Consider the following 15,613-nt stretch of genomic DNA (forward strand, 5'->3'; position numbering starts at 1 on the left):
TCATACGGATATACGGTACAATAGATGTCAATGAAGGGGTACCAGCATGTCAAGGCAAAAGGTAACATTGAAAGATATCGCGCAGCAAGTGGGACTGTCCACTGCCAGTGTTTCCATGATTTTGTCCGGCAAGAAACTCTCACGTTTCCCTCAAGCTACCATTGACAAGGTTAGGTCAAGTGCCACCGAGTTCGGATACCAAAGCAAACATGGTCCGTCCGTTTCGGAGGAGTCTGTGCTTATCGTCTGTCCTTCGGTTTATAATCCATACTTTGCGATGTTGCTGCAAGGAATGGAAATGCAAGCGGCTCAATTAGGAATCCGTACAGTCGTCCGCAATACCTATTGGAATATTGAGACAGAATATGATGTCTTTTCCTTTGCCCGGAATTCTCTTTTTTCAGGAGTAATCTTTGCGATGATTCCACAGCAGGAAAAACTGGGTATGGAACTGAGCAAGGTCATGCCTCTTGTTGCAGTCGGTGATTACAGTGACCGTTTTCAATTTGATACCGTGGATATCAACAACTATGAAGCTGGAAGGATGGTTGCCCGACATTTGCTGGAATTAGGCCATCAGAGGATTGCCTATATCTCGACAAGTCTCAACAGTTATCATAGTGCGCGGGTGCGGCGATTGGAAGGAATCCGAGATGAGTTGCTTAAGGCTGGAATAAAAGAGAAGGCAATTGTCTGTTGTAAGGACGTAGACAGTATGACTGAACTCAATCATCCTGATGTCGAATATGAAACAGGTTGTTTTTTGGCTCGTCAATGTCTTGAACAGCATCCTGAAGTAACTGCAATGGTCGGCATCAATGATATGGTTGCCTATGGCATCATGGATGCCATACATGCCGGTGGCTTTTCAATTCCTGACGATTACAGTGTCTGTGGTTTTGACAATATCTTTCCTTCCAAGTTCATGTCTGTGGGCCTGACGACTGTCGAGCATCATATCGTTCAGCGTGGGCAACGTGCTATGAGTCTGATTGCTTCGCGGATACGGCATATGAAAGCCTATGGAGATGCTGTGTGTGATGTAACGAGGGTTGAATATTCCAGCAAGCTTATCGTAAGGTCAAGTACGGCTGTACCGAGGGAAAGCTAAGTTCTTCGCCCGGATGATCGTCGGTCAGGCGTTGGATTTTCCTGAAAAATTCTTTTGAAGAACCGATTATATAAAATGGCAGAGGTGTATATGATCCAAGATCATAGTTTTCAATGCTTGGTTATTGTTTTATTTTAGAATATAATATTCCTATTTAGGTACTTTATTTTTGAGTATAGTATGTGATACTAAGGTGAAGTTACATTTGGGACAACTTATGCTGTTGCCGATTCTGAGACTCTATGTTTTTGTTGCTATTTAAATCAGTTTGAGATATATTCTCTACGGAAGATAAAAACACGATCCGGTTGGTAGTCCGGATGCATGTATATGTCAGTAACCTGCCTCCTTAGGTTGTCCCTTCCTCCGTTGATTTTTTATGAGGAGGTGCCCTCTATGTTAGTATGGGGTAGTTTGACAATTTTTTTTGAGGATCCGTTTTGGGTCGGTATCTGGGAAAGGCATTTTGATGGAGTCATGCAGGTTGCACGTTATGTGTTCGGGGCAGAACCGACAAATGCCCAGGTTATTGATTTTATCCAAAATCGATATGATTGCCTTTCTTTCAGCGAGCCGGTAACTTCTGAAGTTGAAGAGATTGATTTTTGTCAGAACTTCAAGAAAAAGCTTCATGACGCACGGAAAGACCAGCACAAGACCATCGGGAAAAAAAGCTTTGGTATACTGCAGGCTGAACGTGAGGCAGGTGCTGCGGCCCGCAAGTCGGCACATGCAATGAAGCGCCAGGACGAAGAAATACGTCATTATATGCTCCGGCGCGAAAAAAAGAAGCAGAAAAAGAAGGGACATTGATATTTTTTGGGCCTTGGCTTAGGTCGTGTCCTGTGTATCTTTTTCAAATTGAAGAATGCTGGCCTTGTGTCCTGTCCATTCAGAGGAAAGTGCTGACTTCTGTTTTTTGTATCGTTATTCATCTGCTGGAGAACAATACAAGCTGGAGCAACTGAACCTCTTCTTTCGATAATAATCTTGCAGAAGAGAATTGAGATAAATTACCTTTTTATCATGAATGGTCCTGTTGTATGGATGCTTTGTTTGCTCTGCAAGGCTTCTTTTGGATGAGTACAAGTGTAGAAGGCCTGATATCCCTTGTCTGTGGCAAGAAGGATTATGTGTTGGACATATGGGGAGTTCGGGGGTACACTCCATATATCGACAGAATATAAATCGGGAGGGGCTATGGATCTGAATGCAATCATCTGGCTTGTCGCTGGTCTTGTTTTTGTCATCATTGAACTATTGACTCCCATGTTCTTTGCATTGTCAGTTTCCTTTGGGGCTTTTGTTGCATTCTTTTGTGCACTTCTTGGTTTTTCGGTGCCTATTCAGATGGTTTGTTTTATCAGTGCGGTTGTTTTGTTCTTTGTATTTCTCCGACCGGTGCTTTATCATGGTAACAAGGCTGGGGAAAAGTTCGGCAGTGCGGCCTTAGTCGGCATGAAGACTGTTGCAGCAGAAGATATTACACCTCTGCATGGGACCCTAAGGATTGATGGGACCGTATGGCAGGTACGGACAAGGGAAGGGAGTATCCCCAAAGGGGAAAGGCTCATCATCGTCGGCTTTGACCGGATCAAGGTCATCGTAGAGAAGGATAGCAACCATGAGTAGCATTGTCTTAGGCCTTATCTGTTTCATTGTCTTCCTGTTCCTTATCATGGGAATCAGGATTGTCCCGGAATCCCGCGCAATGATTATCGAACGTCTTGGAAAATTCCATCGTACCTTGACTAGCGGCATCAATGTCATCGTACCCTTTTTGGATAAGGTCAGGATGGTACCGGAACTCATTACCTCCAATACTATGGATGATGAGAGCACAAAGGATTTATCCGTTACTAAGTCTAGGTTCATTGATCTCAGGGAGCAGGTGTTTGACTATCCCAAACAGAACGTCATTACGAGTGATAATGTAACAGTTGAGATTGATGCCGTGATTTACTTTCAGGTTGTAGAACCTGAGAAGTCTGTCTATGAGATTGTGAACTATCCTATTGCAATCAAGAAGATGACACAGACTACCCTGCGAAATGTCATCGGTGAACTTGAACTTGACCAGACATTGACAAGCCGTGATACAATCAACAGCAAACTCCAGACGATACTCGATGAAGCGACTGACAAGTGGGGTATCAAAGTCAACAGAGTGGAATTGCAAGACATCATTCCACCTGATAATATCCGGGTACAGATGGAAAAACAGATGAGTGCCGAGCGAGAGAAGCGGGCGATGGTGCTTACTGCCGAAGGTGAAAAACAGGCGGCCATATTGAAAGCGGAAGGCGTGAAGGCTTCTGAGATCAACCAGGCGGAAGGTGCCAAACAAGCAGCAATTCTCCGAGCTGAGGGCGAAGCCCGCTCCATTGAATGTGTCAAGGATGCGCTGGGGAGTGAAAAGAATTACATCGACTATCTTGTGGCAATCAAATATATCGAAGCTTTCAGACAGATGGCCGAGGGTAAGGATGCGAAACTGGTGTATATGCCGTATGAAGCCAGTGGAGTCCTTAGCTCCATCGGAGGTATCAAGGAATTGTTCAAGGGAGCAGGTCCCGGTGCGCCGTTGAGTTGAGTGCAGAGTGTCCTGCAAGGTACATAGCCGTTGCTTAGGAAAGAGATTTCGAAAGGTGCTTTTGCATCCTGCAGGTTGAACGCAAAGCGAATGTTTCCGTCCGTAAATTTGTACATATTTAATGAAGCGCCAGGACAAGGAGATGTGGAATTATCTGCTCAGGAGTAGGAAGAAGAAACAGAAAGGTCATTGAGATTGTTCTTTGTATTGAAGAAAAATCTGTCCCGTCTATGTTTTTTGTCTGAATCCTGTCACTGTGCAATGATTGCCTGACATATACTTTTGCCCTACTGCATATGAAGCAGCTATGGTCATTGGGGACATAGCTGTTATCTTGTCATATTATAGGATTCCTGTTCTGTAGTTTATTTTTTCGGGACGAGCTTGATTGCGCGGAAGGCACAGTGATGTGTACATTTGCCACATTTGACACATTTTGAAAGATTTACCCGCGGTGCGTGGTTGCCACTCTGGGTAAGTGCCCCGACCGGACAGACATGTACTGCCGGGCATCTATGGCTTTCCGGGCAACGGGATTTGTTGATTGTAAGAATATAGGAAGATCTGTCAATGGGGTCTTTTTTTTTGAATAAGCTGAACATGATATGATATCCTTCGGTGCCTGCAGAAATATGTCCTTTCGGACAACAGTATTGCAGTACCTTGCCTTGATAGTGAATTTTCAGACAGTATAGATGGAAGATGGAAAAGACTCGGTGACTATGTTACCGGACTGTGTTTCTTACCATTGAAGCTTCTAGTGTTTTGTTGACATAAATAAACGGAAATCCATATACTCATTATAGTTCTGATACTATAATGGTTCAGACAAAATCAAGAGGAAAATACAATGAAACTGATCAGGACCGAAGATGCCGTAGGACATGTCCTTTGCCATGATATGACACAGATCATCGTAGGAAAAACAAAGGATGCAAGATTCCGAAAGGGACATATTGTCCAGAAAGAAGATATTCCTGTTTTACTTTCAATGGGTAAGGAAAACCTGTATGTCTGGGAAAAGCAGGAAGGAATGCTTCATGAAAATGAAGCGGCTGAGATACTTTGCCAAGCTACAAAGAACCGTTACATGGAACGTAGCGAAGTAAAGGAAGGAAAAATTGAACTGACGGCTATGACAGACGGTGTACTGAAAATCGATACCAAAAGACTTTATGAAATCAACAGCCTGGTCGATATCATGATTGCAACCCGTCCGAATTATTCCATGGTCCACAAAGGGGACAAACTTGCCGGTATGAGAATCATACCGCTTGTCATTGATGCAAAGAAGATGGATGCAGTCTCTGCAATTGCAACGGTGTCCGACCCCCTGCTTGAACTTGTACCATATACCATCCGTGACTGTACGCTTATAGTCACAGGGAATGAAGTGAAAAAAGGCTTGATAAAGGATACGTTTTCACCTGTAGTGACTGCCAAACTGAAAGCATTCGGAGTCCAAGTCAGCAAAAAGATTCTTACCGGAGACAATGGCCCCTATATTACTTCCTGCATCAAGGATGCTGTGTCGGAAGGTTCACAGATGGTACTGTGTACCGGTGGCATGAGCGTTGACCCGGATGACAGGACTCCTAAGGCAATCAAGGACAGCGGAGCGACTGTCATCAGCTATGGGGCACCTGTCTTGCCTGGAGCAATGTTCTTGGTGTCGTATCTTGATGGTGTCCCGGTTTTGGGTTTGCCTGGATGTGTCATGTATGCGAAAAGGACAGTCTTTGATCTCATGCTTCCGCGTGTGTTGGCAAAAATTCCCATTGCGGCCTCTGATATAGCCGCACTTGGCAACGGAGGACTTTGTCTGCAGTGTCCGGTCTGCACATTCCCGAATTGTGGTTTCGGGCACGGAGGAATATAGATGGAAACGAAGGAAATGACGCATCTGGACGCAGAAGGTAAGGCGTTGATGGTCAACGTTTCTGCCAAAGCTGAGACAGTACGTACTGCCATTGCAGCAGGAAAGATTTTTATGAATGCTCTTGCATTTGCCTCCATCAAAGGCGGGACGGTCCCGAAGGGAGATGTCCTGGCTGCGGCCCGTATTGCCGGGATCATGGCGACGAAGCAGACTTCTTTCCTTATTCCTCTTTGCCATACGCTTCTTTTGACTTCATCAAAAGTTGATCTTTGCCTGTTGGAAGATGAAATGGCCGTCGAAGCAAAATGTACGGTAACTTCTACGGGAAAGACAGGTGTTGAGATGGAGGCCCTTACAGGGGTCAGCGTTACGTTGCTTACGATATATGATTTCTGCAAGGCCCTTGATCGTTCGATGCATATGGAATCCGTTCGCCTGCTGTATAAGGACGGAGGCAAAAGTGGTCGTTATGAACGGGCCTGAAAAGGGAGTTGCAGATGATTTCGGGAGATTGCATACGTATCTCCGTCTTTCTGTGACCGATGCCTGCAACTATCGATGTGTCTATTGTGGTCCTGCTGCTGCTCATGTTGGATTGAGTACAGACCAGATGGTGGATCTCTGTTCGATATTTTATTCAATGGGAATCAAGGTTCTTCGTATCACCGGCGGTGAACCGACGGTGAGATCCGATATCGTTACCTTGACTTCCCGTCTGGCTGATATAGGCTTTGACCGTCTTTCAATGACGACGAACGGTGAATATCTTTGCCGCTATGCAATGGATTTGAAAAAAGCTGGATTGGACAGCATAAACATCAGCCTGGATGCTACGGAGGACAGCCTGTATGAATCTCTTACAGGAGGCTTCCATGTCAGGGCCGTACTTGATGGCCTTCAGGCTGCCCTGGATGCCGGATTGCTTGTCAAACTCAACTGTGTGCCCTTGGCGTCCTGCTTTGAGCGGCAGGCTGTCCAGCTGATGGAAGTGGCTGCAGCATACAAGGTTCCTGTCCGTTTCATAGAACTTATGCCTTTTGGTAACGGAGCTCGATGTACGGGTGCATCTTTCCCGCTGCTGCAGCAATTCCTTGAGGACAGGTTCGGAGGCGGACAGCTTATTCCAGAGGGTATGATTTCCGGTTGCGGACCTGCCATATACAGGAATTATGCCGGAGTTTCTGTCGGATTCATTACAGCTATATCAGATTGCTTCTGTGACCGATGCAATAGACTGAGGCTTACTGCACGCGGCAGACTGAAAAGTTGCCTGTATAGCAACAAGTATCTGGATGTCCAGGCATTGGTAACGCAAGGCTTGCCTCAGGTGGATATCGAAAAAAGGATCAGGGAATTCGTAGCGAAAAAACCTGCACGGCATGGAGCAGGGCGAAAGGATATGGCAGAAGAACCTCTGTCAACATTCGGAGGGTAAGGATAATCATGAAAATAGGAACGATAGAAGCAGTATGTACCAGCAGTATGAAAGGTACGCCGAAACAACCGAAACAAGCCTGTCTGTTCAAGGAAGGATGGGGTATCGAAGGTGATGCCCATGCAGGAAAGTGGCATAGGCAGGTAAGTTTGCTTTCCTCTGAGGCTGTTCAGGCTTTTGTTACAGCAACGGGGATCAAGGTCAAGCAGGGTGAGTTCGGAGAAAACCTGCTGGTGGCAGGAATGGATTTCCCGCTTTTTCCCATCGGTACTGTCTTTGTTTCAGGAGATGTAGTCCTGCGATTGACGCAGATCGGCAAGAAATGTCATGACGGGTGTACCATAAAGCAGCGGACCGGCAAATGTATCATGCCGACCCAGGGTGTCTTTGCCCGGGTTCTCCATGGGGGTGAGATTACTCCGAGGATGGAACTGAAAGCATATACAAATCCTCGTGTTGCCATCATCTGTGCTTCGGACAAAGGCTATGAAGGGAAACGTATAGACGAAAGTACCCCATTGTTGAAACAGATGGTCAATGACCATGGTTATGAGACCGTTATGACCATTTTGTTGCCTGATGAACGGAAGATGCTGGCTGAGAAGATGGCTTCGATCTGTGATGGTTTCCAGTCTGATGTAATTCTGACGACGGGAGGAACAGGACTTTCTTTCCGTGACGTCACTCCTGAAGCTACCGAGGATGTAGCTGACCGATTGGTACCAGGACTTGCAGAACTCATGCGATGGAAAAGCTTTGCAAAGACTTCAAGGGCATCACTCAGCAGGGCAGTCTGTGCGACGCGGAAACAGACACTGATCATCAACCTTCCAGGAAGTCCTCGTGGGGCAGCTGAATGCCTTGAGGCGGTTCTTGAACCTTTGGCCCATGGCCTTGCAATCCTGCAAGGTACCGTAGAAGACTGCGCCGCGGATAGAACTGATTGACCATGATGTCTTGACTTGCAATTTCTTAGAATATGTATTGAAGTCATCCATTATTCTTTATAAAATATAATGGTATTTATTATATTGTCTGGAGGATTATGATGAAAAAACATGTATTATTTGTGATGTTGGGTGCTATGATGCTCTCACTGGAGGCTGTCTTTGCACAGGCAGTACCGGAACAGCAGGCACAGCCTGTACAACAGACGGAATCAGTGCAAGCGACACAACCCGTAGAGAAAACACAACTATTGGTTTATTCTGGAGCTGGACTCAAGAAGGCAATGGAAGAAATCAAGACAACCTATGAGAAAACACATGATGTAGACATACAGTATGTGTATGCAGGATCTGCCCAGCTCATTTCACAGATTGCACTTTCCGGTAAGGGAGACGTGTTTATTGTCGGGTCCGAGAAAGTATATGATGCTGCCGTACAGAAGGGTTATGCTGACAAGCCGTTGCTTGTTGCCCATCATACGCCTTGTATTGCTGTTCCTGCCGGAAATCCGAAGCATATAACAGGTCTTGCTGATTTGGCCAAACCGGGTGTCAAGGTTATCCTTGGTGATGCCAAGGCAAATGCCATCGGACTGTCGGCTGAGCAGATAATCAAGAAGAATGGCCTTACTGGCATCGATGACAATACTGTTTCCCGTACGGCAACGGTAAATGAAATCGTGACACAGCTTGCCATGGGAGAAGCTGATGCGGGAATTGTTACCAAAGACAGCATTGCGGGAAATTCCAAACTGGAAATGATCCAGATTCCTGCTGACCAGAACATAGACCAGATTATTCCTGTCGGGACATTGACGATGAGCAAGCATCCTGAGGAAGCCGAAGCTTTTGCCAAGTATATAAGCTCAGATGCAGGCAAAGCCATATTCCAGAAACACGGGTTTGATCCGGCCAACTGACGAGCCATACGTCATGTCGAACAGATTCTTTACCTTTTTGTTGATTTTTTCCCTTGTGCTGGTCTTCCTCTTCCTTGCAATTCCATTGCTTTTGCTGGTCGTGGAAGGCTGGAGGGGTGTCGGAAGTGCCATGGCTTCGGATGAAGTAAGATTTTCCCTTCTGCTGAGTATGTGGACGACGACCCTTGCTGCTATAGTCTGTATGGCTGTTGCTGTCTGCGCGGGCTATGCCTTGCATTTGCTTGGACCGGTAGGGAAGCGGATAGTTTCTTCCGTTTTATCACTTCCGATGGCTTTGCCGCATTTGGTTTCAGGTGTAGCGCTTTTGCTCCTTTATGGAAGGAACGGCATCGGTGATTGGCTTTTTTCCACGTTCGGCATTGATTTTGTCTTTACGACCTCTGGTGTGGTCCTGGCTCTTGTATTCGTCAATCTTTCTTATGCGATTATCATGATGTATACAGGATATGAAGAAGTCGGTGGTCGACTCGAATTCATAGCCAGGACATTGGGATGTTCACATTTCCAAGCTTTTTCCCATGTCATGCTGCCGCTTTCTCGCTGTACGCTTGTTTCGACGGCTGTCATGACATGGTCACGTGCCTTGGGAGAATTCGGTGCAGTGATTATGATTGCAGGTACGACAAGGATGAAGACGGAAATCCTGCCGACTACCATATTCCTCAATATGTCGACCGGGGACCTGGATATTGCGTTGGCTGTTTCTGTCATATTGATTCTTGTCTCAGTGTGCTGCATAGCCTTGCTTGGCCTGTTCATGCCGAAACATGAAAAAGGATGGGCAGATGCTTGAAGTTGCAGATCTTTCCTGCCGTGCCGGCTCTTTTTACCTGTCTCATGTAAATCTGAAGCTTGAGGATGGGGCATATTGTGTGATCCTTGGTTCCAGTGGCGCAGGAAAGACAGTCTTTCTTGAAACTCTTGCCGGGCGTTATCCTGTTACCGGAGGAGTCCTGTATTGGGACAAGGAAAACCTAGCTATCTTGCCTCCTGAGAAAAGACACATCGGATTGGTCTATCAGGATTATGCCTTGTTTCCTTTCTTGACTGTGGCCCAGAACATTGCCTTTCCCCTTCGTTTTGCGTCAGGCAACCATATTGAAAAAAAACACAAGGTCCAAGAAATGCTAGAACAGCTTTCTCTCACTGATTTGGCTTCATCCAAGCCAGAGACATTGAGCGGAGGAGAGCGCCAACGTGTTGCCTTGGCCCGTGCTTTGGTCTTGGATCCTGAACTCCTTTTGCTTGATGAACCTCTCAGTGCCCTTGACTGTGTGACGAAAGAACACGTAAAGTCTCTATTGAAGCAGCTTCATCAAAAACTGGGCAAGACTATTATCCATGTTACCCATGATTTTGAAGAAGCAAGATATTTTGCAGATTGCATGGTGTTTATGCAAGGACACACGTTGTCGTCACCGGTCGGACGTGAGGCCTTGGCTGAAATGAGAAAGGAGGATGTGTATGAACGACTTGAAAATAAAACAGTTCTATGATGAGTTATCCCGTCGGTTTGCCAGTGTCGTATATGAACATGGCCTATCTGCCGAACATATTGAAATTCATGCAAGGGCTTTGACACCTGAAGAGGCCATAGGACATCCAGGGCGGACTGATTATCCTATCCTGACAGGAAAGGAACAGATGATCGAAGCTACCTGCAATGGTGCCAGAGGACAGGCATTTACCGATGCACCTTCCAAGTTTACGGGAACTGTTGCTGATATACTGACACTGGACCTTGTTGGCAATGAGCATGACCGAGGCTTGTTCATCGCGTCAATGAATGCAGTATTGAGGTCACTTCATCTCATTGAAGGGACTGTACATTGCAAGGACAGTGAGCCTGAGGAATGTGCAAGGCAAATGGAAGACCAGATCATGGAAACCTTTGGGCATCCTCGGATTCTCCAGGTAGGATTCCAACCTGCTCTGGTCCAGCGCCTTGGAGCACGTTTTTCGCTTAGGGTGCTTGACCTTAATCCTGATACAATCGGAAGCAGACGCAGTGGCATTTTGATTGAGGATGGCGGAAAAGCGATGAAAGATGCAATCTGTTGGGCTGATTTGATTCTCTGTACCGGCAGTACGCTTGCGAATGGTACTATCGTTGATTATATCGATCTTGGCAAGAAGGTTATTTTCTTCGGTACGACACTTTCCGGAGCAGCTTATCTCATGGGGCTCGAACGCTGGTGTTTCTGTTCCTGCTGAGCAGTGCCTGTTTCCTTGAGAGCACGGTACTGAGGGATATATAATTGCCTGTAGCTTTGTTTTTTGCTAGAATGCAACCAAGATCCTACCATACATGCAAACCATGATATGATGGAACAAAGAGCTGCAGGAGAGAAACATGGGCAATTGGTGGTCGGGGAAATCATGGAAGAAGATAAAATCCTTATGCATTCTGGCGGTTTTGGCCGTTGCATTGTACTTGTTGTTTGCTACACTCAGGAATTATCACTATCATGATTTGGTCCGCTATCTGAAAAACTACCCAAGGAGGACTATTGCAATTGCAATAGTTTTGACAGCCTGCAACTATTTCGTATTGACGGGTTATGATGTGCTTGCGCTTCGTCACATAGGAAAGAAACTCCCATATAAAGAGGTGGGTTTTACCTCTTTCATGAGCTATGTATTCAGTTACAACATAGGACTTTCCTTGTTTGGCTCCAGTACGATGAGGTATCGCTTTTACTCTCTTTGGGGCTTGGATGGCAAGGATATTGCCCGTATAGTTGCATTCTGTGTATCGACGTTTTGGATCGGTTTGGCAGTAATGGGAGGCAGTTCCCTCCTTCTGACGCCCAGATCAATTCCAGCCTTATCAAAATTAGGTGCGTTTTCACAGGTAATCGGTCTGCTGCTGTTGGTTGCAGTAGCCTGTTATATTGTGCTTTCTTTCAAGATGAAGAAAGAATTGCATATCCGCTCTTTTTCAGTCCGGTTGCCTTCTCCTGCAATTTCCCTGCGGCAGGTTTTTGTTTCTTCTGCTGATTGGTTTCTTGCCTCTGCAGTATTCTATGTGTTGCTTCCTTCAGGGAAACCTTCCTTTCTGGCATGTGTCGGTATCTTTGTGATAGCTCAGTTGATCGGAGCCGTAAGCCATGTACCTGGCGGTTTGGGTGTCTTTGAGTCAATGATTATGCTTGCCCTTTCTCCTACCATTTCTTCTGATGTACTGTTTGGTACGCTCATTGCCTACCGTGGTATCTATTATTTTGGTCCGTTGCTGGTAGGGCTCCTTGGGTTTGTGTTGCATGAGGGATATTCCCTGCGTAAGCATATTGCTTCTGATGCACTGCAAAGAGCCAAGACCATGGCACCTTTGATTCCTATGATATTGTCTCTTTTCGTCTTTTTCTGCGGAGCCGTGCTTCTTTTTTCAGTGGCAACTCCTTCAGTTAAGTCACGCTTGGAATTGCTTAATCTTTTTATTCCTCTGCAATTGCTGGAAGTTTCCCATTTCGCGGCAAGCATTACCGGATTGGCATTGCTGGTCGTAGCTGATGCCTTGAGACGACGAATAGACGGAGCTTATTATATGACGCTTGCCTTGCTTGGACTTGGTGCTGCCTTTTCATTGCTGAAGGGATTTGATTGGGAAGAGGCAATTATTCTTTCCTGTGTATTCTTGCTGATGCTTCCTTCTCGTCGTCTTTTTTATCGTCATGCTGCCTTGCTGTCTCCCGGGACGGGAGTTCCATGGCTTGCCGCGGTTGGAACCGTGTTGTTCGTAGCTGTATGGCTTGGTATTTTTTCTTATAAACATGTGCAGTATTCGGGAGAATTGTGGTGGGAATTTGCTTTCCGAAAAGATGCTCCCCGTTCTTTGAGGGCTGGCCTTGGTGTAAGTGTTGCTGCTGCAGCCGTTGCGCTGAGGATGTTGCTTACCTCGGTTGCAAAGTTACCCTACCGGACTTATGAAAGTTGTCGGGAAAAGGTCGATGACATATTGAAACATGCTTCCTGCGCCTCGGCAAATCTAGCACTGCTCGGTGACAAGTATTTTTTCTTTTCTGAAGACAATACGTCTTTCATCATGTATGGGAAGATCAACAATATGCTGGTCATAATGGGGGATCCTGTCGGAAACCGTGATGCTTTTCCCGGCATGCTTTGGTCATTCCATGAAATGGCTCATCGTGAAGGTGTCCGATTGGTTTGGTATGAGGTTTCTTCTGAAAATCTCCCTTTGTTCATTGAACTTGGACTTCATATCTTCAAGATAGGAGAAGATGCCGTAGTCAACTTGGGAGACTTTACTCTTGAAGGTGCTGCCGGCAAGAGCCTCAGGCCGCCTCGGAACAAAATGATCAGGGAACAGTATACATTTTCCATACTTGCCAAGAATGAGGTTTCAGAAAGACTTGAGGAACTGAAGGCTGTTTCCGATGATTGGATTGCCGCCAGACACCTTACGGAAAAAGGTTTCTCCCTTGGATTTTTTGACGAAACCTATCTGAAGCATTTTCCATGTGCAATTGTCGAGCAAGGAGGGCAGATCGTAGCATTTGCCAATCTTTGGGCCAGTGGTGACGGAAAAGAGCTTTCGGTGGATCTGATGCGATATAGGCAACATGTTTCCAATGGAATCATGGAATACCTTTTTATCGAGTGCATGCTATGGGGAAAACAACAGGGATATGCACGTTTTGACCTCGGTATGGCACCTTTGTCAGGTCTTGATGCCAGGGAAGGAGCCCCTCTTTGGAACAAGGGGGTCAATTTTCTTTTCCAACGGGGAGAAGGCAGCTATAATTTTCAGGGACTCAGGGCCTTCAAGAACAAATTCAGACCAGAATGGCAACCTGCTTATCTTGCAGTGCCTCCTGCGGTTAATACCGCAACTCTTCCTGTTGTGGCTATGGAAATTGCCCAGCTGGTAGGAAAAGGCAAACCCCAAGCTGGGGCTGTGGGACACTTTTAGAGGATATGTTTAATCAACTATATCCTTCCTGTGGCCTGTTTGTGTTCAGTTTCTTCAATTCTAAACAATTTGCTGTCTTGGGATAATTCAAGAACTACAGTATCTGGTCTCAGTAGACCTTCAGGTACTTTGTCTCTGAGCATAGGCAGTATGAGCTGGATATTGTTTTCCATGACAAAATCTGCGACTTTCTGCAGTTGATTATTATGGAGTAGTTCTTTTTTGTCATTCATTAGGAATTCCATGCATGGAATGTGTTCTTTCCTTGCAAATAAAATATAAGCTAAATCAAAACAAAGTATTTCTCCCTGTTTTTTACCTGAACTCATATTTGCATTGAAAGATTTGAATTCATATAGCTTTCCAGTTTTTTTGTCTGTTACAATTTCTTTCGTGAGATAGTATAATTCACCATACAATGTTTTGGAAATGGTGGAAAAAAATGTGTTGAAGGTGTCTATTTTTTTTTGTAGTCTTGTATCGAAATCCTGTGAAAAAAGTGGATCATTTATTTTTTGTAATTGTCCTTTTTCATTTGCAATGGATTTCTCAGTCGTTTCAATCTGATCAAGTATGCCTTCATATTCACCTTTTATCCGATAATTTTCATTAAGCTCTTCAATTATCTGTTCAAGTGTATCGAATGTTTCATGTTTTTTGATAGTAATGCTTAATTCCTTTTCTTGGATAAGGAGGACATTCAGTTTTTCATCATTGCTTTCAATCTGCTTGATAATATCGGATAAATCAGATGAAATATACTTTACTTTTTGCTGAATCATTTTGTTATGATATTCAACCAAATCATCAAAGGTTTTTTGTATGCCTGCAACATTATTCGAAGCTTCGGTGTACAGGTCTTTCAACTGTTTAAGATTGATATTCGATATTTGTTTGCTTAACTCTGCAACAGCTTCTTCTATAAGTTGCTTTCGCATTTTTAATCGACTCTGTATGGAAGATGTTTTATTAATAGCATATTTTATATTGTCAAGTTGCATTACATGATTTTTGAACTTCGCATCAATATCAAGTGATTCTTTTCTTTTATTCAACTTGTCAATATCTTGGGTTATTAAAGTTAGGCCGATTTTGTAAGCGGCTTTGGATTTTGTTTTGGTAAGTCTGTTGAGATAATTCAAGTCTTCTTTCAATTTTTCAATAAGATTCTGTTTTTGTTCACTTCCTTGAAACGGGCAACCAAGCAAATAGACGTAGAGTGTTTCATATTCTTCAAGGGTCGTATATTTATCCAATGTCTTGATTGTTTTTTCAAGGTTTTCTTCTCGGTAACGAAGATTATGCGAAACAAGTTGCCTAAAAGTCGGTTTTTTATTTTGCAAGTCAGGATAAAAGCAATGAATAAGTGTTGTGTCAAAGTCCTTGAGGGAGATTTGTTTTCCGTTTATTTTTCTGATGGCAGCAGGGCGGTTAAGAAAATTACGTTCAATAGTAACTGTTTGAGCATTCTCGGCATGCAAATTGTCAGCAAACGTTGCTTTGATATGGATATCATGTGCAATAAGAAAATTTTTGACAAGTTCATATTCATCTTTTTCGTTTTCTTTATCTTTGTATAAAATCCCAGGCTTTGCACCAAAGCAAAAATCAACAAGTTCAATGACTGTCGTTTTGCCAACATTATTACCTGTTTTTTTGGTTTCAATGGCAGAAGTCGTATCAATAATCAAATTGAGACCAGCATGGAAACGGATAGAACGAATTATTTGATTTCCAGTATATATTTCCAATGATTTTATGAACATAAGATTAC

Annotated in this window: 15 protein-coding genes; 13 read left to right on the top strand and 2 right to left on the bottom strand. The window is 44.5% G+C overall.

Annotated elements, in window-relative coordinates; translation table 11 throughout:
• Positions 1-46 precede the first annotated feature (46 nt).
• From LKE40_13955 to LKE40_13970, 4 genes are all read left to right on the top strand, one after another.
• Entirely contained in the window at positions 47-1,111 is a 1,065-nt protein-coding gene (locus LKE40_13955; GenBank protein MCH3918533.1) for a LacI family transcriptional regulator, read from the top strand.
• A 396-nt stretch (positions 1,112-1,507) separates the two neighbouring features.
• The gene (locus tag LKE40_13960; protein MCH3918534.1) at positions 1,508-1,924 is read left to right on the top strand and encodes a YjdF family protein; all 417 of its coding nucleotides are present in this window, start codon (positions 1,508-1,510) and stop codon (positions 1,922-1,924) included.
• Positions 1,925-2,311: 387 nt separating this feature from the next.
• Positions 2,312-2,743 (top strand): NfeD family protein, encoded by a 432-nt coding sequence (locus LKE40_13965; GenBank protein MCH3918535.1) that lies wholly within the window; start codon positions 2,312-2,314, stop codon positions 2,741-2,743.
• A complete protein-coding gene (locus tag LKE40_13970; protein MCH3918536.1) occupies positions 2,736-3,704 on the top strand; it encodes an SPFH/Band 7/PHB domain protein in 969 nt (322 codons plus the stop codon). Before LKE40_13965 ends, LKE40_13970 begins: the two co-directional genes overlap by 8 nt.
• A 365-nt stretch (positions 3,705-4,069) precedes the next feature.
• On the opposite strand, the gene LKE40_13975 is transcribed toward LKE40_13970, so the two are convergent.
• A complete protein-coding gene (locus LKE40_13975) occupies positions 4,070-4,306 on the bottom strand; it encodes a 4Fe-4S dicluster domain-containing protein (GenBank protein ID MCH3918537.1) in 237 nt (78 codons plus the stop codon).
• Positions 4,307-4,554: 248 nt separating this feature from the next.
• Here LKE40_13975 and LKE40_13980 point away from each other — a divergent pair, with 248 nt between their 5' ends.
• From LKE40_13980 to mprF, 9 genes are all read left to right on the top strand, one after another.
• Positions 4,555-5,583, top strand: a complete 1,029-nt coding sequence (locus LKE40_13980) for a molybdopterin-binding protein (GenBank protein MCH3918538.1) — start codon at positions 4,555-4,557, stop codon at positions 5,581-5,583.
• Positions 5,584-6,066, top strand: coding sequence for a cyclic pyranopterin monophosphate synthase MoaC (gene moaC / locus LKE40_13985; protein ID MCH3918539.1), 483 nt, complete (start codon positions 5,584-5,586; stop codon positions 6,064-6,066).
• Positions 6,053-7,018, top strand: a complete 966-nt coding sequence (locus LKE40_13990; GenBank protein MCH3918540.1) for a radical SAM protein — start codon at positions 6,053-6,055, stop codon at positions 7,016-7,018. Before moaC ends, LKE40_13990 begins: the two co-directional genes overlap by 14 nt.
• A gap of 8 nt (positions 7,019-7,026) precedes the next feature.
• Positions 7,027-7,965 (top strand): molybdopterin-binding protein, encoded by a 939-nt coding sequence (locus tag LKE40_13995; GenBank protein ID MCH3918541.1) that lies wholly within the window; start codon positions 7,027-7,029, stop codon positions 7,963-7,965.
• A 101-nt stretch (positions 7,966-8,066) separates the two neighbouring features.
• Complete coding sequence (gene modA, locus LKE40_14000; protein ID MCH3918542.1) at positions 8,067-8,885, top strand: molybdate ABC transporter substrate-binding protein; 819 nt, start codon at positions 8,067-8,069, stop codon at positions 8,883-8,885.
• A 13-nt stretch (positions 8,886-8,898) separates the two neighbouring features.
• Positions 8,899-9,699, top strand: coding sequence for an ABC transporter permease (locus LKE40_14005; GenBank protein MCH3918543.1), 801 nt, complete (start codon positions 8,899-8,901; stop codon positions 9,697-9,699).
• Positions 9,674-10,402: an ATP-binding cassette domain-containing protein gene (locus LKE40_14010; GenBank protein ID MCH3918544.1), complete on the top strand. Its 729-nt coding sequence runs from the start codon at positions 9,674-9,676 to the stop codon at positions 10,400-10,402. Before LKE40_14005 ends, LKE40_14010 begins: the two co-directional genes overlap by 26 nt.
• Positions 10,371-11,120, top strand: coding sequence for a DUF364 domain-containing protein (locus tag LKE40_14015; GenBank protein MCH3918545.1), 750 nt, complete (start codon positions 10,371-10,373; stop codon positions 11,118-11,120). Before LKE40_14010 ends, LKE40_14015 begins: the two co-directional genes overlap by 32 nt.
• Before the next feature lie 139 nt (positions 11,121-11,259).
• Positions 11,260-13,839 (top strand): bifunctional lysylphosphatidylglycerol flippase/synthetase MprF, encoded by a 2,580-nt coding sequence (gene mprF, locus LKE40_14020; protein MCH3918546.1) that lies wholly within the window; start codon positions 11,260-11,262, stop codon positions 13,837-13,839.
• A 17-nt stretch (positions 13,840-13,856) separates the two neighbouring features.
• Here the strand turns inward: mprF and LKE40_14025 are convergent, their stop codons facing one another.
• Complete coding sequence (locus tag LKE40_14025; protein MCH3918547.1) at positions 13,857-15,605, bottom strand: DUF2326 domain-containing protein; 1,749 nt, start codon at positions 15,603-15,605, stop codon at positions 13,857-13,859.
• Between the last annotated feature and the right edge of the window lie 8 nt (positions 15,606-15,613).

It is taken from the genome of Spirochaetia bacterium (assembly GCA_022482625.1).
Taxonomy (GTDB): domain Bacteria; phylum Spirochaetota; class Spirochaetia; order Sphaerochaetales; family Sphaerochaetaceae; genus Pleomorphochaeta.

Coding starts and splice junctions, on each gene's coding strand:
- LKE40_13955 (MCH3918533.1), top strand. CDS start 47: ATGTCAAGGCAAAAGGTAACATTGAAAGATATCGCGCAGCAAGTGGGA.
- LKE40_13960 (MCH3918534.1), top strand. CDS start 1,508: ATGTTAGTATGGGGTAGTTTGACAATTTTTTTTGAGGATCCGTTTTGG.
- LKE40_13965 (MCH3918535.1), top strand. CDS start 2,312: ATGGATCTGAATGCAATCATCTGGCTTGTCGCTGGTCTTGTTTTTGTC.
- LKE40_13970 (MCH3918536.1), top strand. CDS start 2,736: ATGAGTAGCATTGTCTTAGGCCTTATCTGTTTCATTGTCTTCCTGTTC.
- LKE40_13975 (MCH3918537.1), bottom strand. CDS start 4,306: ATGTTCAGCTTATTCAAAAAAAAAGACCCCATTGACAGATCTTCCTAT.
- LKE40_13980 (MCH3918538.1), top strand. CDS start 4,555: ATGAAACTGATCAGGACCGAAGATGCCGTAGGACATGTCCTTTGCCAT.
- moaC (MCH3918539.1), top strand. CDS start 5,584: ATGGAAACGAAGGAAATGACGCATCTGGACGCAGAAGGTAAGGCGTTG.
- LKE40_13990 (MCH3918540.1), top strand. CDS start 6,053: ATGAACGGGCCTGAAAAGGGAGTTGCAGATGATTTCGGGAGATTGCAT.
- LKE40_13995 (MCH3918541.1), top strand. CDS start 7,027: ATGAAAATAGGAACGATAGAAGCAGTATGTACCAGCAGTATGAAAGGT.
- modA (MCH3918542.1), top strand. CDS start 8,067: ATGAAAAAACATGTATTATTTGTGATGTTGGGTGCTATGATGCTCTCA.
- LKE40_14005 (MCH3918543.1), top strand. CDS start 8,899: ATGTCGAACAGATTCTTTACCTTTTTGTTGATTTTTTCCCTTGTGCTG.
- LKE40_14010 (MCH3918544.1), top strand. CDS start 9,674: ATGAAAAAGGATGGGCAGATGCTTGAAGTTGCAGATCTTTCCTGCCGT.
- LKE40_14015 (MCH3918545.1), top strand. CDS start 10,371: ATGAACGACTTGAAAATAAAACAGTTCTATGATGAGTTATCCCGTCGG.
- mprF (MCH3918546.1), top strand. CDS start 11,260: ATGGGCAATTGGTGGTCGGGGAAATCATGGAAGAAGATAAAATCCTTA.
- LKE40_14025 (MCH3918547.1), bottom strand. CDS start 15,605: ATGTTCATAAAATCATTGGAAATATATACTGGAAATCAAATAATTCGT.